The sequence below is a fragment of the Rufibacter hautae genome (assembly GCF_008271695.1).
In the GTDB taxonomy this organism is placed as follows: Bacteria; Bacteroidota; Bacteroidia; order Cytophagales; family Hymenobacteraceae; genus Nibribacter; species Nibribacter hautae.
The window spans coordinates 799,713-821,442 of record NZ_VKKY01000002.1; the positions used below are offsets into that span (position 1 = coordinate 799,713).

Here is a 21,730-nt window from a genome sequence, read left to right on the forward strand (position 1 = left end):
TTGAGTCTTTGCTGATTGTTTAACAGAATTAAGTTTCCAGCCTCTTTTGTAAAAACAAGCCAAAATCTAACCCAATTCGCACCTAATCTTTACCCAGCCACCTCACCCACATACTCCCATTCCTCCACGCGTTCCTCTTCAAAGTAGTATACCACGCACGTGATTTTGGTGAACACCAACTCGCGGAAGAGGGCGGCGTAGGAGTTCAGGCTGTCTCGGTATTCTTCTTTGGCAGGCGGAAGTTTGTAGTCAATGAGCGTGACGTCGCCGGCTTCCCCGAACACGATGCGGTCTGGTTTGTAGCGGTTGGTGCGCACGTCTAGGACCTCGCGCTCATTCTCCACGGTCATAGTACGGCTGAAATAGCGCTTCATCTGCGGATGGTTGAGTACGTGCTGCACCATCTGGTTGAGGGTGGGCAGTTCGCGCTGCGAGATAATGCCCTGGTGCACCAGTTGGCGCAGGGCTTTGGGCGCTTCCTCGGCGTAGGTGATGCGGGCCAGGGCGTAATGGAGTTTTCGGTTCCAGCGGCGGTGTTCCTGCTGGGTCTCAAAATCGAAGACGTTGTTGGCGTGCTGTTTCAGTTTCAGGTTCTTGGCCCAGTCCGCCGAGGTGAATTTGTCCAGCACGTAGACGTCCTCGGTGAGGGGTTTGTGGCTCACGGCTTGTTGCGCGCCTTTGGCCAGTTGGTAGCAGTATTTCCCGTCTTGCCACAGCTGTTTCTGCTCCAGGTAGCGGTACAGCCAATAGCTCACGTTCTTCTGGTAGTTAGCTTTTTTGAAATCTTGCGCCTTGCCAATGAGGTACAGCCGGTCCACGGGACGGGTGAGGGCCACGTAAAGCATGTTCAGGTTCTCAATAAAAGTTTTCTCCAGCTTTTGGGCATACTGTTCCTTCAAAGCGGTCTGCTCCAGCTTTTTGTTCAAGGTGACCACGGCGGTGCGCAGTTTGCTGTCTCCAGCCACGGAGTCGGGCAGCGTGCCCCAGAGCAGGGAGGAGGTTTGCGGCTCCAGGCTCCAGTCACAGAACGGCACTATCACCACCGGGTAGTCCAGGCCTTTACTTTTGTGGATGCTGGTAATGGTGATGGCGTCGCGGTCTTTGGGCGTGTTGATGCTCAGATGCTCTTTGTGCAGGTCCCAGTACTGCAGGAAATTGTTGAGGTTGTTGCTGTACTTGAGCGTGTACTCCAGCACCAGGTCCAGGAACCGGAACAGGTACTCGCACTCGTTGTTCTTACCCAGTAGGTCAAAAACCCTGATGAGTTTCTCGGTGAGTTCATAGATAGACAGGTTGCCCGCATCCTTATAATCTATGTCAAAGCTCTGGCCCTGCAGAAACCGGAAGAACGGTTCAATGCTGGGGTCAGTGGCCAGCTCCGCGATCTTGCCGGTGGTCACGTTGTCGGGCATCTGCTGGTGCACCACTTTGTAGACCAGGTACAGCGCCTGCGAGCGGGCCAGGCTGTCCTGCGGCTGGTTCAAGAGTTTGAAGAACGAGATGATCAGGTTGATGACCTCGGCAAACTGCAGCGAGAGCGAGTCCTGCGAGATGATGTCGAATTTCTTCTGCTTCAGGAAATTAGCCACCAGCTTGCTGTTGCGGTTCGTGCGGCTCAGAATGGCGATGTCGCGGGGCGCGTAGCCATCGGCTTGGGCCTGCTGCACCATTTGCAATACCAACTGCAGCGTGCTTTCCTGGTAAGAGAGCAGGTCATCAGAAGTGTAGCCCTCGTAGATTTCCTCGGTGCGGATGCAGGAATCCAGGTCGTACTGCCGAGGACTGTCCTCGTCATGGGTGAACAGTACCTGCAGATGCGCTTCCCCGGTAATTTTGCCCTCCGGTGCTTCCTGCTGGAATTTATCGTCATAGATGGCCTGCAAGAGCGGGAACTGCGGATTGGCCTGGCTGATGTACCCGAACAGCTCGTTGTTGAAGGTGATGATCTCGGGGGCGCTGCGGTAATTGGTGTTCAGGTGCTCCGGCGATAACGTCCAGCGCAGGGTGTCATAGCGCGGGGCCACGTTCTCCTCAAAGCGCGAGTTGGCGTACAGGTGATGCGTCTGGTTGCGGTGCAGGTGCAGAATCTGCTCCATCTCGCCGCCGCGCCAGCCGTAGATGGCCTGCTTGGCATCGCCCACCACCATGTTGAAGTGGTCGCCGGCCAGGGCGTTCTCCACCAGCGGCAACAGGTTGTTCCACTGCAGCACCGAGGTGTCCTGGAACTCGTCAATGAGGATGTGCTGGTACCGCTCGCCCAGGCGCTCATAGATGAACGGAATAGGCTCCTGCAACACAATCTCGGTGATGCGCTTGTTGAACTCCGAGATGTGCACCAGGTTTTTGTCCAGCTTGATCTCCTGGATGCAGCGCTCCAGCTCACTCAGCACACTCAGCTTATACAGGTGTGGCAGCATGGCCGAGATAATGATGTAGTTCTGCGACTCGCGCTCCTTCAGTTCCTCAATTTGCCGGTACAATTCGGCTAGCCGATGCTTGATCTGCTCAATGCTGGCTTTGGCGCCTGCGCTGGCCTTACCGCTGGGCCACTTGTCGTCTGAGACGGTTTTGGCGGCGTTGCTGTTGGCGGTGGTGATGTCAAAGTCGCGGGTCCATTTCCGGAAGTAGGAGTAGATGCCGCGGTCACCGTAGGACAGGTCAGCGGGAGAGAGGCCACTGGTGTCAATGAGCTGCATGGCCTCCTCGGCGCAGGCTTTGATCTGCTTCTCAATGTCTTGTTTCTGGGTGTAGAGTGAGGTGCGTATCTTCTTGAAGTCCTGCAAAGTAAGTGTGCCGATGTCAAGCAGGTGTTCATAGGTCTGCTCGTTCAGCAGGTGGCGGGCAAAATCAGCGAGTTCCTCGGGCAGGTTGTTCCAGCTGCGGCCTTCCTCGGCTTTCTCCAGGGCGTACTGCTGCAGCGTCTCGGCCAAGAGCCGGTTCTCCTCGCGTAGGTTCACCTTGTTCAGCAGCAGACTCACGGCCGTGCTCAGCAGCGTCTGCGCGTCCATGTCCACCTCAAAATTGTGGGGCAACTTCAGCTCGGTGGTAAAGGCACTCACCACCCGGTTTACGAAGGAGTCAATGGTGCTCACCGCGAACTCAGAGTAATGGAACAGCAGGTGGTCAAACACCTGCGCCGCCCGTCCGCGCAACGTTTCCTCCGTCAAGTTGGGTTGGCCGTACTCGTGCTGTATCTCGTTTAATATGTTCAATAGCAGCAAGTCGCTTTTGGCTTTCTCCTTCTCCGGCAACTGCGGATCATTGAAGCCGCGCATGGCGCCCAGAATCCGGGTCTTCATCTCCTGCGCCGCGTCATTGGTGAAGGTGATGGCCAAGATGTTCTTATAATAGGAGACGTCCTCGCTCTGCAGGGCCAGTTTCAGGTATTCCTTCGTGAGGTGGTACGTCTTGCCGGAGCCGGCCGAGGAGGAGTATATTTTAAAGGATGCAGGCATGGGTAAAGTCAGGTGGAGGCCTTTGGAAGCCCTCCGCGTTTATGGGGTGTTTTGACGAAATTAGGCAAAAAATAGGAGAGGTGAGGGGAAAGATGAAGGGTTTGTCTTTTCTGTTTTTGTTTGGTTGCTTGTGTTTGCGTAGTCCGCTTGCGCGGGCAGACGTTTGTTGTGTACTATCAGTTTTCTTATGCAATTGTAGTCCGCTTTTGCTGGCGAGGGGCCGCTGTTTGCGTGGGTGCATGAGCTTTATTGTTTCATAGCTGGGCTCCGTGCGCTCACGGCCGCGAGGCCCCGCCTTCCGGCATCGCGCTGCTGTTTTAGCCTTGGCCGGTTGGCCTGCCGCTCTCGCGGCACCAGGTCTAAAACAAAGGCGCTCAACCGAAAGGCTGGAATTGGTGCATTTAGTTAAAGCCTTTGCAGCTCGCAACAGCGAATCACCCCTGTTTCTCCTTAGTCAAGGAGGCAGCTATTGAGAAGCCTTCATTCCCCTCCTCGGAGGGGTAGGTTAATTTTCCCTGGTTCAAGTCTGTGACTTGGACCTAAAATGATCTGAAGTTTGCAACTTCAGTGAGGCGAGAGCCTCAAAACTGCATTCTGGGTGCATGCCTGTAGCTCTATGGCTTCCATCAGTCGCTTTCATCTTTTCTAAGATTCTCCCCTTGAGGGAAGCAAAGGCGGATGTTTACACCTGCTGGTCCACACATTTACACATTTCCAGAATGTAGAGGCTAGGCATCGCCTTATCTCAAACATGTCCCCAGCAGCAAACAGCAGTACTTTTTGCTACCTACTTTAGTAAATTCCTGTCCTTCTTCTCTCTAACCAACATGGTTGCCGTTGTTGGTATTGTCATCAACAGCTTGCTTATCCTCTCTGAAAACCCTCCTGACTCACTCATAAGCCCCAAAAACAGTTGGTTTTAACTCCTTTCATAACAAGTTTTATGCTAACTATGTTAGTAAAAATGTGAATAAATAATTCTCATATATTTAGCTTATCTATATGTCAATCCCGTAATTGCTAAAATATTTAGTATTTGTAAGCCTTGTGGTTTTAGCTTTTCCGGAAAAGTATGTTGTTAACAGAGAACCGTACCGTTGCCCATTTAGACCTGGATACCTTTTTTGTGTCGGTGGAGCGCCTGCGCAATACCCAGCTCCAGCATAAACCGATCATCATTGGCGGCCTCTCCGACAGGGGGGTGGTGGCCAGTTGCAGTTATGAAACGCGCTTCTTCGGGGTGCACGCGGGCATGCCCATGAGAATGGCGCGGCAGCTCTGCAGTGAGGCCATCGTGCTGCGCGGCGACATGGAAGCCTACAGCCAGCATTCCCATAAAGTAACCCAGATCATCGCCGAGAAGGCACCGGTTTATGAGAAGGCCTCTATTGACGAGCATTACCTGGATGTGACCGGTATGGACAAATTCGTGGGGACCTGGAAATGGACGAACGAGCTCCGTAGCACCATTATGAAAGAAACGGGCCTGCCTATTTCCTTCGGGTTGTCGGTGAACAAGACGGTTTCCAAGATCGCGACGGGACAGGCCAAGCCTAATGGGGCGCTGCAGGTCTGTCAGGAGGAGGTGAAGCCGTTTCTGGCGCCGCTGTCCATCCGGAAAATCCCGGGCGTGGGGCAGAAGAACTATCAGCTGTTGCGCAACATGGGCATCCCTACCATTGAGGTGCTCACCATGGTGCCGGTGGAGATGATCCAGAAGGTGCTGGGCAAGGAGGGGGTGCACATCTGGGAGAAAGCCAATGGCATTGACCGCGCGCCGGTAGTACCGTACTCTGAGCAGAAGTCCATCAGCACGGAGAAGACCTTCGCCACCGATACCACCGATATTTCTTTCCTGAACAACCTGCTGGTGTCCATGACCGAGGGGCTGGCCTTTGACCTCCGGCAGCAGGGAAAACTTTCCGGCTGCATCACCGTCAAGATCCGGTACGCCAATTTTGACACGCACACCCAGCAGATCTCCATTCCCTATACCGCCTCAGACCACCTCCTCATTAAGAAGGCGAAAGAGCTGTTCCAGAAGCTCTACAACCGCCGCCTGCTCATCCGGCTGTTGGGCGTGCGCCTGAGTCACCTGGTGCAGGGCTTCCAGCAGATAGACCTTTTTGAGGATACCGCCGAGTTGGCCAGCCTCTACCAGGCCATGGACAAGATCAGGCACCGCTACGGCGACAGCGCGGTGAAGCGGGCGGTAGGGCTGTAGGGGTAATGTGCTGGGTTTAATGTGCTAATGAGGTAATGTGCTGATGTGCTAATTGGGGAAGGTTTACTTGGGAGGATAGTCTGCTTTGTAGATGATCCGACTGATGGTTGGCAGGAGCAGTTTCATGGTCATTCTGATAAAACAGCCGCTAAATGTAAGAAGTGTTGATTTATGTATTGGATCATAGTTGGCTTAAGACGATGTAGTTAAGAGTGTATAGATATAAAGAAAATTATATGGTTCAAGTCTGTGACTTGGACCTATTATGACCGGCAGTTTGCAACTGCCGTGAGGCGAGAGCCCAGGAGTAGTTCATCCTTTTTATGGAGTAACCCTGGCTAGTACAACGCTAGCGCGAGCTTCCAGCTCGTGCCTTCACATAGTTGATTTGGCCAAGGTTCAGGTATGCGTGCGGACACGAGCTGCAAACTCGCGCCAGCGGGAACTTAATAGTCTTGACTCAGTGCAGTTACCAACTTCCATGCGTGATAAGTCCCAGACCTAGCCTTGAACCATGTTTCTCTTTGAACCATGTTCTTCAGGGAATGCATCAGGCGCTGCTTTAAGGGAAGGAACCATGTAGGCGGAAGAGGCTGCTGTTTAGCGGCTGTTTTCGCGAAAGTGGGCCAGAAACGCATCGGTAGATTTTAAAGGTCTCAAGTTTAGGATGTGTCTTTAATTTAGATAAATATGTTAAGTAATCGTGCGGGGTGCTACGTGATGAGTGATACCAGAACATGTTAGCCTTTGTCCATTCTTATTATAGTCTGCGGTACGGGACGCTGTCGGTGGAGGAGTTGGCGGCGGAGGCGAAGGCGCGGGGGTATGCGGCGCTGGCGTTGACCGATATCAATTCCACCTCAGGAGTGTTTCCCTTTATCAAGGCTTGCCAGGCGCAGGGCCTCCAGCCGCTTGTGGGCATTGAGTTCCGGCGGGAGCACCAATGGCTGTACACGGGCGTCGCCAGAAACCAGGCGGGCTTTCAGGAGCTGAATGCTTTCCTGAGCCACTACCTCTTGCAGCACCAGCCGCTGCCTGAGGTGCCGCCGACTTTCTCACACGCCTTCATCATTTATCCGTTCGCGCGGGCCAGCGCGATGGGAGGGCAGCTGTCGCTCCGCGAGAATGAGTACGTGGGGGTGGCGCCCGGTGAGGTGAACCAGTTGCTTTTCTCTGAGTTGCGGCGGCAGGGCGCTCCGCTCGTCATGTATCCGCTGTTCACCTGCAAAGACGCGGAAGGCGTGGCCCTGCATCGGCACCTACGGGCCATCGACCATAACATCCTGCTGAGTCAGCTGGAGGGGCAGCACGGTGTGGCCGGGGAGGAGGCCTGCTTTAAGCCCTGCCCCGATATCCTGAAAGGGTACGCGCAGTTTCCGGAGTTGGTGCAGAATGCCGAGAAGCTGGCGCGGGAGGCGACGTTTACATTCGATTTTCAGAAAAGGAGAAACAAACTGACCTTCACGGGCACCGACGAGGATGACAGGCTGCTGTTGGAAAAACTGGCCTGGGACGGCCTCCGGAAGCGCTATGGCGCGCAGCACAAAGTAGCCAAACAACGGGTCGCGCATGAGCTGGCCATCATCCACAAACTGGGTTTCAGCTCCTATTTCCTCATCACCTGGGACGTGATCCGGTACTCCATGAGCCGGGGTTTTTACCACGTGGGGCGGGGGAGCGGGGCCAACAGTGTGGTGGCTTATTGCTTGCATATCACGGATGTTGACCCAATTGAGCTGGACCTTTACTTTGAACGCTTCCTCAACCCCAAGCGCACTTCGCCCCCGGATTTTGACATTGATTACAGCTGGGATGAACGCGACGAGGTACTGGACTACATCTTCAAGCGGTACGGCAAACAGCACACCGCCTTACTGGGTGCCATGGTCACGTTTCAGCAGAGCTCCATCTTGCGGGAACTGGGTAAGGTCTACGGATTACCTAAAACTGAGCTGGATGCGCTGGTGGCCCAGCCGCTGGCTTCTGACAACGCCAACCACATCACCAAGGAGATTTTCCGGTACGGGCAGATGCTCACTGATTTTCCCAACGTGCGCTCCATCCATGCCGGGGGCGTGCTCATCTCTGAGGAACCTATTTACAGCTACACGGCCCTGGATTTGCCGCCCAAAGGCCTGCCCACGGTGCAGTGGGACATGTATGTGGCGGAGAGCATCGGGTTTGAGAAGCTGGACATCCTGAGCCAGCGGGGCATCGGGCACATCAAGGAGTGCGTGCAGCTGGTGCAGCAGAACCGGGGCATTAAGGTAGACGCGCACGACGTGGCCCGGTTCAAGCAGGACGAGAAAGTGAAGGAACAGCTCAAGTCTGGTGACACCATCGGGTGCTTTTACATTGAGAGTCCGGCCATGCGGGGGCTTTTGACCAAGCTGCGCTGCGACAATTACCTATCACTGGTGGCAGCCAGTTCCATCATCCGGCCGGGCGTGGCCAAGAGCGGAATGATGAAGGCCTACATCCACCGGTTCCACCACCCAGACCAGATCCAGCACATCCACCCGGTGATGGGCGAGCAGCTGGGCGAGACCTACGGCGTGATGGTCTACCAGGAAGACGTGCTTAAGGTCTGCCATCACTTCGCGGGGTTGGACCTGGCAGATGCCGATGTGCTGCGCCGGGCCATGAGCGGCAAGTACCGGTCCCGCGCCGAGTTCCAGAAACTGGTGGACAAGTTCTTTGCCAACTGCCGGGAGCGGGGCTACTCTGAGGCCATCACCAAGGAGGTCTGGCGGCAGATTGAGTCCTTCGCGGGGTATTCGTTCTCCAAGGCACACTCGGCCTCCTTTGCCGTGGAGAGTTACCAAAGCCTGTTCCTGAAAACTTATTATCCGCTGGAGTTCATGGTGGCTGTGATCAACAACTTCGGGGGCTTTTACAAGACGTGGGTGTACGTGCAGCAGGCGCAGAAAGCGGGCGGGACCATTCATCTGCCCTGCGTGAACCATAGCCGGTACTATACCTCCATCGCGGGCACCGATATTTACCTGGGGCTGGTGCACGTGCAGAACCTGGAGCAGAAAGCGGCCTTTAAGATGGTAAGTGAGCGGGAGGAGAACGGACCTTACGCCTCGTTGGAGGAGTTCATCCGGCGCAGCCAGATCACGCTGGAGCAGCTGCTGATTCTGGTGCGGGTGCAGGCGCTGCGCTTCACGGGTCAGGACAAGAAGACGCTGCTCTGGGAGGCGCACCTGCACCTGGGCCACAAGGTGTCTGCGCCGGGCCAATCACTGCTGTTCCAGACATCGGTTAAGACGTTCACGCTGCCCACGCTCACCCATACGTTGGTGGAAGACGCCTACGACGAGATGGAACTGCTGGGCTTTCCGGTGACCTGCTCGTACTTTGAGCTGCTGCAGACCTCGGCGCGGGGCGATGTGCCCGCCAAAGACCTGTCTGCGTTCTTGGGGCAGAAGGTGCGCATGATCGGCGTACTGGTGACCACCAAATACGTGCGCACCGTACGCGGCGAGGTCATGCAGTTCGGTACGTTCCTGGACAGCGCCGGCGATTTCTTCGATACCGTGCATTTCCCGCCCTCGCTCAAAAGCTGGCCCTTCAAAGGCAACGGCGTGTACCTGCTCTATGGCAAAGTAGTGGAGGAGTTCGGGTTTCCCAGCATGGAAGTGGAGAAAATGGCGAAGCTACCATTCCAGAAAGATCCCCGGTACTAAGAGTCGGTACCATGTTTAGGGCCGATTTGCAGAAAACAGGCCCTAAACGCCGGCTTCGATTTTAGGGATAAGCTCCTGCCTAAGGTGGTGGGTAGATGCCCTTGGTTGGTCTTCTGAGCCACTAGCCTAAGGGTTCTTTGCTTCTAAACCGTAAACCATTGTTCGTCTGTCGCTTTCCCTTCGAAAAAATAATAGCGTTTTGAGTCCGAAATTTTCAAACGTCTCTTAAACGAAAATATGCGGCTTAAGATTTTTAAGGCAGTGATCTGCTTTCAGGTGCTTTCTATTAAAATACCCTGAAAACAGGCGAACTGAGCGAGGGTTAGGTTTGTCTTTGCAGAATCCTATACCGCCATTTACGAGCAGTTTGCACAAGTTTAAGATGAATTAACGGAAGGAAGAATTAAAAATGGGTTGCTCAATACAGGAAACTCTTGGTTAACGACTGGGCGCCTTGAATATAATTAAGTAAAGTTGATTGTAAGAGGTGTAAACAGCTTTTAGATGAGTTCGACAGAGGTAAGAAACTAAAGATATGATTGTTATATATTAAGATTTGGGTATTTGATAGAAGATTATCGGTTTTGAAGAGTTGTATTTAAGCAATCCATTAGTCTATCTTTACTTTCACTTGTAGATGATTATTCCTATCCAATCCTCATCCAATAAACAAATATGAAGAGAAATTCTTTTACCCTTGGAAGGTTCGCTTTCGCGGCAAGCCTGTGTTCAGTAACCATGTTCACCGCTTGCGACACGGAGCAACTCATTGAAAACCAGGAAGTAGCTGCGTCTAGCCAATCAGATGCCAGAATAGCCGGGGAGCAGCGCGTAGTACCCAACGAGGTGTTGGTGAAGTTCAAAGCAGGCGCTTCACAGGAGGCCAGAGCGGCCGTCTTCGCCCGTATTGGAGGCAAGGTGAAAGAGAAAATCCTGACCAAGACCATGGAACGCCTCGGCGACAAAGAAGGACTGGTACTGGTACATACGCCGCTGGCCGCCTTAGAGGCCTTGAGCAAAGTAAAAGGCGCGGACATGATTGAATACGCCGAGCCCAACTACCTCTACACCCACCAGGCGACCACGGCAGACCCATATTTCACCCAAAACAACCTTTGGGGATTGTACGGTGACGCCACCAACCCAAAGAACGTCTACGGCAGCCAGGCAGCTGAAGCCTGGGCCAAAGGGCATATCGGATCTGCCTCGGTCGTGGTGGGCATCATTGACGAGGGCGTGCAGACAAACCACCCTGACTTGCAGGGCCAGGTATGGGTGAACCCTTATGACAAAGCAGACGGCATTGACAACGACGGCAACGGCTACATTGACGATGTGAACGGCTGGGACTTCGCGGGCAACAACAAAACCGTCTATGACGGCGGCTCCGGGGGCAGCGTAGATGACCACGGCACGCACGTGGCCGGTACCATTGGGGCTAAAAATAACGGCGCCGGGGTAGTGGGCGTGAACTGGAACGTGAAGATGATCTCCTGCAAGTTCCTGGGCCAGACCGGCGGAACATCGGTAGCCGCTATCAAAGCCCTGGATTACCTCACCGACCTGAAGAACCGTCACGGCATCAACATTGTGGCCAGCAACAATTCTTGGGGCGGCGGTGGCTACTCCCAAGCCCTGTACGATGCCATCAATCGGGCCAATGCCAAAAGCATCCTTTTTGTGGCGGCAGCCGGCAACGGCGGATCAGACGGAGTAGGCGATAACAACGATGTTGTAGCCAATTATCCCTCCAACTACAACCTGCCGAACGTCATCGCGGTGGCGGCTATCACTTCTTCGGGAGCGCGGGCTCCTTTCTCCAATTACGGAGCCACTACGGTAGACATTGGGGCGCCGGGTGCCGCCATTTTCTCCACCACGGCCTACAATACGTACTCAGGCTACAGCGGCACGTCGATGGCTACGCCGCACGTGACCGGAGCTGCGGCATTGTACGCGGCTTCTCACCCAGGCTCTACTGCTACGGCTATCAAGAATGCCATCCTGGGCAGCGCTACCCCAACGGCATCGCTGGCGGGGAAATGCGTGACCGGCGGTCGCCTGAACATGAGTAATTTCTAAATCTAACCTGTTTCTGTAAAAACAGGCCCTAAACGCAAAAGGCCGTCCTGATACTTTTCAGGACGGCCTTTTGCGTTTAGGGCGATAGAGCAGGTGCTTCGTTTATAGCACTGGTGATGGTAAAAATTACTTAAAGCATAGAAGCCTAAATAGCGTCATGGAAGCGAGTTATAGAGGTAGACCTTAAAGCAACCTTGTGTCCACTAGTTAAAACTGCCTCACCGCTGCAGCATGATTTTTCGGGTAGTGGACTGGCCGTTGGGTTGGATCACTTTCAAGAAATACGCCCCGGCCGGGAAGGCGATGGTAGAAAGCTTTAGCCGCTGGGTGAAAGCCGCCCGTTGGACCACTGTACCCACGCTGTTGCTGAGCTCCGCGGTGAGTTTGCCGGGCAAGGTGGTTTCCAGGAGCAGATACCCGGCGGCCGGATTGGGGTACACTTTCAGGTCTGCGTTTTTGATGCCGGGGGAGATGCCCGTCACGGCTCCGGTGAAAACCGAGGTCTCATACACTTTGGCGGTATCCTGGTTGGAGATGTAGAGGTTATCGAACCAGAGCTTGGCCTGGCCTAAGGCGCCGTGCTCGGCGGTAATTTCCAAGCGGTCCACGCTAGTCCAGTCAAACTTGCCTTCGGGGTTAAACCAGGCACCGTCCCAGGAGCCTTTCTCGGTGAAGGAACTCAGGGGGATGCGAACGTGGTGCCAACGGCCATCGAACGGAACCTGATCGGGCGTGATGGTGACGCCTGATCGCCAGGGATGGTCCTCAGGGCCTGCTTTGGTGTCCAGGAAGCGCAGGTCAAAGCTCAGGGCGGGGGCAGTGCCCCGGAACAGGAAATCCACAGCGTACCCTTCCTGTTTCAGTTTGGAGAGGTCCTTATCGGGTTTGAAGTCAAACCCGATGCTGCTGTACTGCTCGGCCCCGGTCCAGGCCAGGCTGTAGCGGCCGTTGTTGGGTTTCTGGTCGGCGTAAAAATCCAGGGGACCGGTGCCGTAGCTGGCGTTCACAATCCGGGGCCCTATATAATCAGAATACACCGCGAACCCGGCGGCCTCGGGTTGTTTGACGTAAGGCGTCTGCGCCGGCACGGTAAACCCAAGGGCATGTAGCAGCGGAACGTTCAGATCATGCTCGAAAAGATCATTCCCGCCCGGGTTGAACAGCCCGAAACCGTAGTGGTAGTCCCAACTGGTCCAGGCAATGCCTTTTTCCTCCAGGTAGCGGCGCACCTCGTTGTACCAGAACGCGCGGTCGGCAGGACGGCTGTAATCCATGAGCACCCCGAACTCGCCGCAGTACACCGGCACCTGGCGGCTCTGCTTGAACTGCGCGGCAATGTCAATGAGCTGTTTTACTTTAGCCACGGTGCCATCCTGCGCATAGTTGTTGTACGCGCTTTCCATCCAGGAGCCCCGCAGGCTATAGGGCAGGGGAGGCATGTCTTGGGCGCGGTACGGAAACGGCATATTGGCCAGGGGCAAGAGGGAAGGTGCCACCCAGGTGGCACCCTGGTGGGTGAACAGGAACGGATCGTAGAAGTGGAAGGTGTAAATGAGTTTGTTGTCTGGGTACACCGGCATCTGAGCCAGGTTCTGGTAGTTGTTGAAATTGGTGGCGCCCACAATAATGGTATGACGGGTATCCTGCCGGCGGATGGCCTGGATAATGCGGCCCTGAATGGCGTTCCATTGCGCGTCTGAAATGCCGTGAGGCTCGTTCAGGATCTCGTAATAAATGCGTTCTGACCGGTCTTTATAATGCTGCGCCATTTGGGGCCAGACTTTCTCTAGAATTGTTTCTACCTGGGGCTGGGTATCGGCGATGGGGTCAAAGGAGTGGTTGTCCAGGATAAGGTGCAGGTTCAGTTCCTCGGCCCAGGTCACCGCCTCATCCAGGAAGGAGAAGAAAAGCGGATTAATGGTGTAGGCTGGGGCGCCGTTGGTCATGGCGTGCAGGTTAATGGGCAACCGGATGACATCACAACCCAGGCTCTTAATCTGCGCAAAGTCCTGCCGGGTATAGCGGGAAAACTGCACCTCCCGGGCACTATTGGCCTGGAACCAACCCGTTAGGTTCACCCCTTTCTTAAAAGGCGCCTCTTGGGCCAGAAGGGGTGAGGCTGCCATACAAAACAACAGAAGAAGCATTGCCAGATGCCAAACGGATTGCTGGCCAGGTTTCCGGTTTTTCGGAGTTCGTGTCATCTCTTTCGGTATAGGTGTTTTCTCTAGTATTAATTTCTCTATAAAAGGTGCAGGCGTGACCTGATAAAGATAAAGGTATTTAATAAGCAATTTACTTCAGCGTGTTGAATTCTGACGGAGCTGCTTTAAGATGCTGAAGCAAAAGAAGGTAAGGGTTGCTGTTTCTGCTTTTGGTTCAACCAAACCTTTTGCTTTCAGCCTAGCCATGAGGTTCATTCCAGAACCATATATGTGATCTTACTTCTTGCATTTACTGTTTTAGGGCCATTAATGTGAAAAGTGCCTTAATTCAGAAAGTGACTTGTCCTAGAGAAAGGAGGAGCAAGGTACTGGGTCATCCTTTGGAGAGTAAGAAAATTTTTGGGTGTAATCAGGAATATAGAAAATGTATATAGTTACGGATGACTAGAAATCTGCCCAAACGATGAAAATGATCTTCAATAAAAATAAGAAACCAAGCGAGTTTTAATTGCAAAGTGCAAATTTGGTATAAAATAATTTATGTTAAGTGAAAGCAGGATTTTTCCTCTGTATTGTCTTTTTTATTTAGTCAATTAGACCATGATTTTTAGCCACCCAAACCTAAACTAACAAACATGAAGAAAAAGTACCTTGCCTTTGGAAAATCTGCCGTTGCGGCAGCCATGTTGTCGGCGACGTTGTTGACGGCCTGTAACACAGACCAGTTAACGGAAGATCAGGAACTGTCGGCTACTGCCCAAGCCGATGCGGGAATTGCCGGAGGACAGCAGATTGTCCCCAATGAGGTGCTTGTAAAATTCAGAGCCGGAGCCGCCTCTGAGGCCCGGGCCGCTGTGCTGGAGCGCATCAGCGGTAAGGTAAAAGAGAAGATCCTGACCAAAACCATGGCTCGGTTCGGGGACAAAGAAGGCGTAGTGCTGGTGCATACCCCCATGGCCGCACTGGAGGCCTTGAGCAAAATCAAAGGAGAGGGCGCAGTGGAATTCGCGGAGCCTAACTTCCTCTACACCCATCAGGCGGCTTCTTCAGACCCGTACTACACCAACGGCTCCTTATGGGGCATGTACGGCGATGCCACCGCCCCGGCTAACCAGTATGGCAGCCAGGCCGGTGAAGCCTGGGCCGTCGGTCACACCGGTTCTGCCTCGGTCGTAGTGGGCATCATTGACGAAGGCGTACAGACGGACCATCCAGACCTGCAGGGTCAAATCTGGACCAACCCCTTTGATCCGGTGAACGGCGTAGACGATGACGGCAACGGCTACATTGACGATGTGAACGGCTGGGACTTTGACGCCAATGACAACTCTGTCTATGACGGCGGTACCCGTGGTGCCTATGACGACCACGCCACGCACGTGGCCGGTACCATCGGCGCTAAAAACGACGGGAAAGGCGTAGTAGGTGTGAACTGGAACGTGACCATGATCTCGTTGAAGTTCCTGGGCCGCAGAGGCGGTACCACCGCGAACGCCATCAAAGCCGTTGACTACTTAACTGACCTGAAAACCCGCCACAACATGAACATTGTGGCCAGCAATAATTCCTGGGGCGGCGGTGGATTCTCCCAAGCCCTAAGCGATGCGGTAGTACGCGCAGCCCAAGCCCAGATTCTGTTCGTGGCCGCCGCCGGTAACGGAGGTTCTGATGGCGTAGGTGATAACAACGATGCCGTAGGAAGCTACCCCTCTAACTACAACACCGCATCTGCGGCAGGGTATGACAATGTAATCGCGGTAGCGGCCATTACCTCCACGGGCGGAAGATCTTCTTTCTCCAATTATGGCGCCACTACGGTAGACATCGGGGCCCCAGGTTCCGGCATCTATTCTTCCACTGCTTATAACACCTATTCATCCTATAACGGTACGTCTATGGCTACGCCACACGTCACCGGAGGAGTGGCCCTGTACGCGGCTTCGCACCCAGGTTCCACTGCCCAAACCATCAAAGATGCCATCCTGAGCAGCGCGGTTCCCACCTCGTCTCTAGCTGGCAAATGCACTACCGGCGGTCGCCTTAATGTGAGCGGATTTTAGAGAGTCGTTTGTTTAAATGGAGGGCCGTCCTGCTGAAAAGCAGGACGGCTTTTTTATGTTTTAGCTTTTTTGTTCCTTGGTCTGCTAAGGAGTTTTTGACATCTCCTTCTAATCTCTCTCCCTGGTTCAAGTTTTCAACTTGGACCTACGATGGTCTGCAGTTTGAAACTGCAGTGAGGCGCTAGCTTCAAAAACACCTTCTGAGCAGTTACTTTCTACTCCCTTCCTTACTAAGCTTCTAGTTGCAGCCGGGGTCTGCGGGCGTTTGTCACTTTTCTCCTTGATGAGAAAAGTAACCAAAAGAATCAAGAAGCCTCAAACTCGCTGACGCTCGGACAGTGAGGCTTCAGTTAAGGTACCACCTGGCCAAAGCTATCTGTTCTATAGCTGACGCAGGTCACTGCCATTCGAACAGTTCTTCCGTGCGACAGGCCGAGCCTCGGCCTCACTGTAGGCCTTCGCCCCAGCCCGCCGCAGGAAACTGCTGGTCTTGGAATTCGTCTGAATTATGCCACCTGATTGAGTGATTCAATCTGGAAATATTTGATCATGTAGAGACAAGGCATGCCTTGTCTCTACATGATCCTCCGCAATGAACGGCAGCTACTGCCAGGGGCACCCACAAGAGGTGCCCCTACATTATCCTAATCGTTCTCTCGGCAACCTAAGCCGCCGTTGTTGGTGTTATCGCCAACAATCCAAACTACGACTCAACTACCTTCATATGCATTGCTTGATTCCCCTCCTAGGAGGGGTAGGGGTGGGTTCCTCCTTTAAGTCTGTTTTCTCAAACAGAAGCCAAAAATCAACAAAATCAAATTCCGGCAAAAGGCTAGCACATGAGCCTGTATTGATGGAGACAAGTTCCTAAAATTACCCTAAATACCCAGTCAGGTAGTGATTGTCCTTACACCTTTAAGGAATCGAAATATTGAAAACTTTTTGTACCAGTGTGAGCCATTCTAATGCTACTTCTGGAGTACCAGAGGGAAATGCCAAGGTATGGGAGGGACGCGTTTACTTCGCCTTCTCGTACAGCAAGAAATGCTGAATGGGCAAAAAGTCCTCCCGCCGGGAGAGAGTGAACCCGTTGGCGGATAGTTCTTTGTAGGCCTGGGCCACGCTCATCTTGTGCAAGGCTTTAATGGGCACCGACGGGTCCTCAGCGCGGTACTCCAGCAGGAGGAGCTTGCCGGTAGGTTTCAGGGATCGGTGCAGGGCCTGAAGCATCTCGCGAGGGTATTCCAGTTCATGGTACACATCCACCATTATGGCCAGGTCCACCGAAGCCTCAGGTAGGTTAGGAGATTGTGCGCTGCCTTTGACCACCGTCACATTGTTTAGGACCAATTCCTTTTTGCGGGCCTCCAATCCTGTCACGAATGCCTCCTGCACTTCTACGGCGTACACGGTTCCCTGCGGAACCTTCGGCGCGATCCGGAACGTGTAGTAGCCCGTGCCGGCGCCTACATCGGCGACCACGCTGTTAGGTTGGAGTTGTAATTTGGAGATGGCGAGCGCCACGTTTTCTTCTTCCTGCCGGGTATCGCGCTCCAGCCATTCCCCACCGCTCGCCGACATAACGTGAGCGATCTCGCGGCCCAGGTACACCTTGCCGGTTCCATCGGGGTGCGGGGTTTTGGACGCGTACACAGCGGCACTTTTCGCCTGGCTTTTCACCGGTTGGGCATCGCAGGCGGTGAAAAGCAGGGGCAACACCGCCCAAAGCAGGGAAGTGGCTGAAAGAAGCGGACGTAGAGCTAACTTTTTCACGGGCAGGAATGGTATGTTTTTTTATATACCCTGTAAACGGAGGTTTGTTCTAAGAATCCAGGCAATTTCAGGAGGGCTCATATCTTTGCCTTCCCCGGCTTATCCATCTTCCTGGGCATGTAAGTGTAGCAGGTACCTGGGTGGAGTGTTTCCTTTGTTTCGCCCGGCCGGGGAGCCTGCAAATTAAATCACCTCAGGTCAATAGTTTAGGTCGTTTCCTGTACCTTTGTGGTCTCTTGACAATAGCAATTGTGCCCAATCCATCGGTTCTTTACGCATGAAATCCCTTACCTCTTCTCTACAGTATTTCGTGGTGCAGAAAGGGAGGCTATCTAACAAAGAAGCCATCCAGGCCATCATCTCCGGTAGGGTGCTGGTGAATGGGGCGAAAGGCCAGTTCCAGCAGGCGCTATCCCCCGAAGACGAGGTGCAGTTTGACGGGCAGGTGCTCAAAGAACCCCAAACCTTTACGTACCTGGCCTACTACAAACCCCGCGGTGTGGAATCTACGCTCAACCCCGCCATTGAAAACAACCTGGCGCAGGCCCTGAACCTGAACGTGCGGGTGTTCCCGGTGGGCCGGCTGGACAAAGAATCTGAAGGACTCATGCTGCTCACGGATGACGGGGCCCTCTACAACCGCATCAGCCACTCTGAAAGCCACCAAGAAAAGGAATACATAGTAACGGTAGACAAGCCCTTAACTCCCGAAGCGCTGGAACAACTGGCCTCCGGGGTGGTGGTTATGGGCCAGAAGACACGTCCTGCCCAGGTACAGCCGCTAGGAGAAAAGACGTTTTCCATTGTGCTCACGCAGGGCCTTAACCGGCAGATTCGGCGCATGTGCTATAAGCTGGGATATGCCGTGGAGAGGTTGGCGCGGGTGCGGATGGTAAATGTGGTAGTAGGAGAGTTGCAGCCGGGGGAGTGGAGGGAATTGAACCTTAAGCAAGTAGCTGAATGTGATTATAGATATAAGCAAAGTTTTACCAAAAGCTTAAAATTACCTCTATTGTCTCCAGCTATCTCGTACAAATAGCCACATAGGATATTTAGTGAAATTAAAGAGCAAAAACCAGCAGTCTAAATCTCGATGTTCCAAAAAGAACAAAGAAATTTAGATCAAGCTTATTCATTCATACAGAAATGTTTCAGGGTCTGTGGGAAAAGATTCCGGTTGATGAACCAAATTCATTTGATTCCTATACTTCTGTAATTTATCGTACTGTTCAGGGCTTTGAAGTAGAAGTTTCTTTCTCTTGTTTCGATAAGTTACTAAAACCATGTCATCTTTCTTAAGTGATTGCACCATCATGTACAAACCAAAGAAATATGGTAGAAGAGGCACCAAGAACAGGGTTGAGATTCTGGTTGTGTCTACAAATAAAAGTATGACTAATGTATAGAGAAGGGCAAATAGCTGCAAACTAACTCCAACTACTAAAATAATTACCCAGTTGTTTAGCACTCTAGTACGTTTTACTTGAAGACTTGTGATTTGGTTAAATGGGATAGTCTCGTAGTTGAACCTATTCCTTAGCAGATGTAGACCTTTTGGTGACACACGAAAGTCTCCAGATAATTCTTCATTTTTGCCCATAAAAAACAGGTATAAATTTGTTTCTAATGCATCTTGATTCTACCATTTTACTTTTAAGGTACGTTTATTAGTGGAGTCCCAATACACAAACCAATTGGATCTTAAAACATTAGCTATGAGGATTTGGAATATACATTTCATCATTCTAAACCTATGATGATGCAGAATGTAATATCCCAAGCATACAGAAACAAGTTTCTGTATGCTTGGATCTAGATTAAGTTACGAATAAAAATTTTTCTACTTTAGAATTGTTCATGTTTTGCACAGGTAAATCAAAATCATACTTTACTTAAACTTTTCAGCATAAAAAAGCCTCTCCATTTGGAGAGGCTTTTCATTACACTAGGTTTATGACAAATGACTATGCCAATTGTACATTGGTGGCGTTAAGTCCTTTTTTACCTTCTTTAAGCTCGTAGGTTACTTCGTCGTTCTCTCTGATCTCGTCAATCAGTCCGGATACGTGGACGAAGTACTCTTGAGATGTTTGTGCGTCTTTAATGAAACCGAAGCCTTTTTCGGTGTTAAAGAATTTTACTGTTCCTTGATTCATATAGTTGTTCATTGTACTCTAAAGACACCCCCCCAAGGGTATTCGTTCATTCCTGGTAGAAGATAACGGGAATACTTTCCAGAACTTGGTTTAACGCCTGTCAAGGCCCTTTTCTGGCATCATTCCAATCCTGCCTTTCAGGGTCTGTACTTGCAAGATCTTTCTAATCATCAAAAACGGGTAGGGGAAGCCAGTCTGCCGAGGCGGTTCTTACCTAGGCAGATCTCCTTTCAAAAGCATTACGCTGGGGTGTGCTGTTTAGGGCCTGGTTTCTGAAAACAGGATCTAAACGGACGCGGGTTTCCACAGAGCTTTCTTACTCCTGCCAAGGTGCAAAGGACAGGTTGTGAGGGACCGCCTCACACCAGGGGCTTGCCCTGCTGGATCTCCTTGGGTGTACTTGCAAAAGCCCCTTCCGCAGAAGAGGCCCTTGGGATACCTGTATAGTAGTTTTAGGGAATACCTACGCCAGTTTGACGTTGGTGGCGTTAAAGCCTTTGCGGCCTTCCTGAAGCTCATAGACCACTTCATCATCCTCGCTGATTTGGTCAATGAGGCCAGACACGTGCACGAAGTATTCCTTGTTAGATTGGGTGTCTGTAATAAAGCCGAAGCCCTTATCTGAATTGTAGAATTTTACCGTTCCGTGGTTCATATGGTTGTTGTAAATACCTAGTCGACAATCCTATACGTGGATTAACTACTTAGGTAAACAAGGAAAACCAGAAACTTTTACAAACCCCGTTGAGAGGCGCTCAAGGCCTAAAAAGCCCGAAAATAATTAAAATCCTGGCCCTGGTTCAGGTGAAAATCAATGTCTTAGAGCCAGGATTCTGAGCTGCATTACTTCTTACCTAGAGGCATGGGCTTAGGCGAGGTGCTGGGGCCTTCTACCACCAGTCTGCCGTCCTTTTGGATCTTCATGGGGTCAATGAACACCACCCGTTCATCGCCGGTGGCTTTGGTACGGCCATGGTACACGCAGAACATCTGCTTACCGTCTGGCGAAAACGCTACGCTGTTATGGCCCGTGCCGGTCACCAGTCCGCCTTTGGGTGTGTTCTTCTGCAATACCGGGTTGTTCTCGGCCTTCTTAAAAGGTCCCAGCGGACTTTTAGACGTGGCGTAGCCCACTGCGTAATGCTCGCCCCCAAAGTGATTGGCGGAGTACATCATGTAATAAGTATCGCCCTGCTTGAACGTGTAGGAGCCCTCGGTCCAGCGGCGGTTCACTTCTTTGGCCGTCACCGAGCGGCTTTCCCACTCAGACTGCGGATCGTTCATTTTCACCGGCGGCCTCAGCAGCAGCTCCGGCTCGCCAATCACACCACTGAAATCGGGTTTCAGCTCCACCCCGTAGATCCAACTTTCCTCAATCTCGGGGAATAGGCCCGTTTTCTTCGCCCAGGTAGCCACCTCACTCTCCACGGGGTGTTTGTAGCAGCAGCGCGAGTAATACAGATACATTTTCCCGCTGGGATCTATGTACAGGTTGGCATCAATGATGGGGTAGCCCGGATCAAAGATAGGTTTGTCGCTGAGGTGCTTGAAGGGACCGGTGGGTTTATCGGCCACGGCTACGCCGATCCGGAAGTTCTCTTCTTCATTCGTGGGGTTGTGGCGCCAGTCGGCAGAGTAGAAAAGGTAGTACTTGTCTTTGACGCGGTACACCTCAGGCGCCCAGAAGTTCTTCTCGTCCCAGGAGCCCGGGATGTTGCCCCTAAACACCTGCCCCTCGGGTTTCCAGTTCACCAGGTCCTTGGAAGAATATGTCCCGAAACCATCTTTGGCCCCGCCGCCCGTACCGTACATGTAATACGTCTGGGTAGGCGCATCATACAGCACATACGGGTCGCCAATGGCCACTGGCATGGGGTTCTTGTACATGCCCGGCTTCACCGCTGCTGGGGCAGTGGCCTGGGCCTGGCCTTGCGCAGAAAGATCTAAATGAGCTACCAGCAAACCGAAGGATATAGCTAAAACACTTTTTGTCCAGTACATACGCAATGAGGTTGGTTCTTGTAAGATTAAAGCTACTAAAAAGAAAGCAGCCCGGAAAGAAGCCAGCCTTACAAACCATTTTAAGCCCCATTTTAGAAAACCTCATACAAAGTAGCAGGTTG

General features: G+C 52.6%; 11 protein-coding genes. 5 read left to right on the forward strand and 6 right to left on the reverse strand.

The genetic code is table 11. From position 1 onward, the window contains the following. Positions 1-89: 89 nt before the first annotated feature. The gene (locus FOA19_RS12180; RefSeq protein WP_149091090.1) at positions 90-3,455 is read right to left on the reverse strand and encodes a UvrD-helicase domain-containing protein; all 3,366 of its coding nucleotides are present in this window, start codon (positions 3,453-3,455) and stop codon (positions 90-92) included. A 1,072-nt stretch (positions 3,456-4,527) separates the two neighbouring features. Between FOA19_RS12180 and dinB the strand changes: the two genes are divergently transcribed. The 3 genes from dinB (at position 4,528) to FOA19_RS12195 (ending at position 11,453) form a co-directional block, all read left to right on the forward strand. Then, complete coding sequence (dinB, locus tag FOA19_RS12185) at positions 4,528-5,679, forward strand: DNA polymerase IV (protein WP_149091091.1); 1,152 nt, start codon at positions 4,528-4,530, stop codon at positions 5,677-5,679. Positions 5,680-6,416: 737 nt separating this feature from the next. Then, a complete protein-coding gene (locus tag FOA19_RS12190) occupies positions 6,417-9,371 on the forward strand; it encodes a DNA polymerase III subunit alpha (protein WP_149091092.1) in 2,955 nt (984 codons plus the stop codon). Between the two features lie 738 nt (positions 9,372-10,109). After that, entirely contained in the window at positions 10,110-11,453 is a 1,344-nt protein-coding gene (locus FOA19_RS12195; protein ID WP_223808867.1) for a S8 family peptidase, read from the forward strand. Positions 11,454-11,671: 218 nt separating this feature from the next. Here the strand turns inward: FOA19_RS12195 and FOA19_RS12200 are convergent, their stop codons facing one another. Next, a complete protein-coding gene (locus tag FOA19_RS12200; protein WP_190300386.1) occupies positions 11,672-13,579 on the reverse strand; it encodes a cellulase family glycosylhydrolase in 1,908 nt (635 codons plus the stop codon). Positions 13,580-14,253: 674 nt separating this feature from the next. Between FOA19_RS12200 and FOA19_RS12205 the strand changes: the two genes are divergently transcribed. Continuing rightward, positions 14,254-15,678: a S8 family peptidase gene (locus FOA19_RS12205; RefSeq protein ID WP_223808868.1), complete on the forward strand. Its 1,425-nt coding sequence runs from the start codon at positions 14,254-14,256 to the stop codon at positions 15,676-15,678. A 1,017-nt stretch (positions 15,679-16,695) separates the two neighbouring features. On the opposite strand, the gene FOA19_RS12210 is transcribed toward FOA19_RS12205, so the two are convergent. Continuing rightward, on the reverse strand, positions 16,696-17,451 hold the full coding sequence (locus FOA19_RS12210; RefSeq protein WP_223808869.1) for a class I SAM-dependent methyltransferase: 756 nt from the start codon (positions 17,449-17,451) through the stop codon (positions 16,696-16,698). A 277-nt stretch (positions 17,452-17,728) separates the two neighbouring features. Between FOA19_RS12210 and FOA19_RS12215 the strand changes: the two genes are divergently transcribed. After that, a complete protein-coding gene (locus tag FOA19_RS12215; protein ID WP_149091095.1) occupies positions 17,729-18,490 on the forward strand; it encodes a pseudouridine synthase in 762 nt (253 codons plus the stop codon). Positions 18,491-19,415: 925 nt separating this feature from the next. Here the strand turns inward: FOA19_RS12215 and FOA19_RS12220 are convergent. The 3 genes from FOA19_RS12220 to FOA19_RS12230 all read right to left on the reverse strand — a co-directional run bounded on the left by FOA19_RS12220 (position 19,416) and on the right by FOA19_RS12230 (position 21,608). Beyond that, the gene (locus tag FOA19_RS12220; RefSeq protein ID WP_149091096.1) at positions 19,416-19,607 is read right to left on the reverse strand and encodes a cold-shock protein; all 192 of its coding nucleotides are present in this window, start codon (positions 19,605-19,607) and stop codon (positions 19,416-19,418) included. Between the two features lie 463 nt (positions 19,608-20,070). Further along, a complete protein-coding gene (locus FOA19_RS12225) occupies positions 20,071-20,262 on the reverse strand; it encodes a cold-shock protein (RefSeq protein WP_149091097.1) in 192 nt (63 codons plus the stop codon). A gap of 188 nt (positions 20,263-20,450) precedes the next feature. Further along, positions 20,451-21,608 (reverse strand): glycoside hydrolase family 43 protein, encoded by a 1,158-nt coding sequence (locus FOA19_RS12230; protein ID WP_149091098.1) that lies wholly within the window; start codon positions 21,606-21,608, stop codon positions 20,451-20,453. Positions 21,609-21,730 lie beyond the last annotated feature (122 nt).

What these genes read in the sequence shown, in the direction of transcription:
- FOA19_RS12180 (WP_149091090.1), bottom strand. Translation starts at nt 3,455, where the DNA reads ATGCCTGCATCCTTTAAAATATACTCCTCCTCGGCCGGCTCCGGCAAG.
- dinB (WP_149091091.1), top strand. Translation starts at nt 4,528, where the DNA reads ATGTTGTTAACAGAGAACCGTACCGTTGCCCATTTAGACCTGGATACC.
- FOA19_RS12190 (WP_149091092.1), top strand. Translation starts at nt 6,417, where the DNA reads ATGTTAGCCTTTGTCCATTCTTATTATAGTCTGCGGTACGGGACGCTG.
- FOA19_RS12195 (WP_223808867.1), top strand. Translation starts at nt 10,110, where the DNA reads ATGTTCACCGCTTGCGACACGGAGCAACTCATTGAAAACCAGGAAGTA.
- FOA19_RS12200 (WP_190300386.1), bottom strand. Translation starts at nt 13,579, where the DNA reads ATGGCAGCCTCACCCCTTCTGGCCCAAGAGGCGCCTTTTAAGAAAGGG.
- FOA19_RS12205 (WP_223808868.1), top strand. Translation starts at nt 14,254, where the DNA reads ATGAAGAAAAAGTACCTTGCCTTTGGAAAATCTGCCGTTGCGGCAGCC.
- FOA19_RS12215 (WP_149091095.1), top strand. Translation starts at nt 17,729, where the DNA reads ATGAAATCCCTTACCTCTTCTCTACAGTATTTCGTGGTGCAGAAAGGG.
- FOA19_RS12220 (WP_149091096.1), bottom strand. Translation starts at nt 19,607, where the DNA reads ATGAATCAAGGAACAGTAAAATTCTTTAACACCGAAAAAGGCTTCGGT.
- FOA19_RS12225 (WP_149091097.1), bottom strand. Translation starts at nt 20,262, where the DNA reads ATGAACCACGGAACGGTAAAATTCTACAATTCAGATAAGGGCTTCGGC.
- FOA19_RS12230 (WP_149091098.1), bottom strand. Translation starts at nt 21,608, where the DNA reads ATGTACTGGACAAAAAGTGTTTTAGCTATATCCTTCGGTTTGCTGGTA.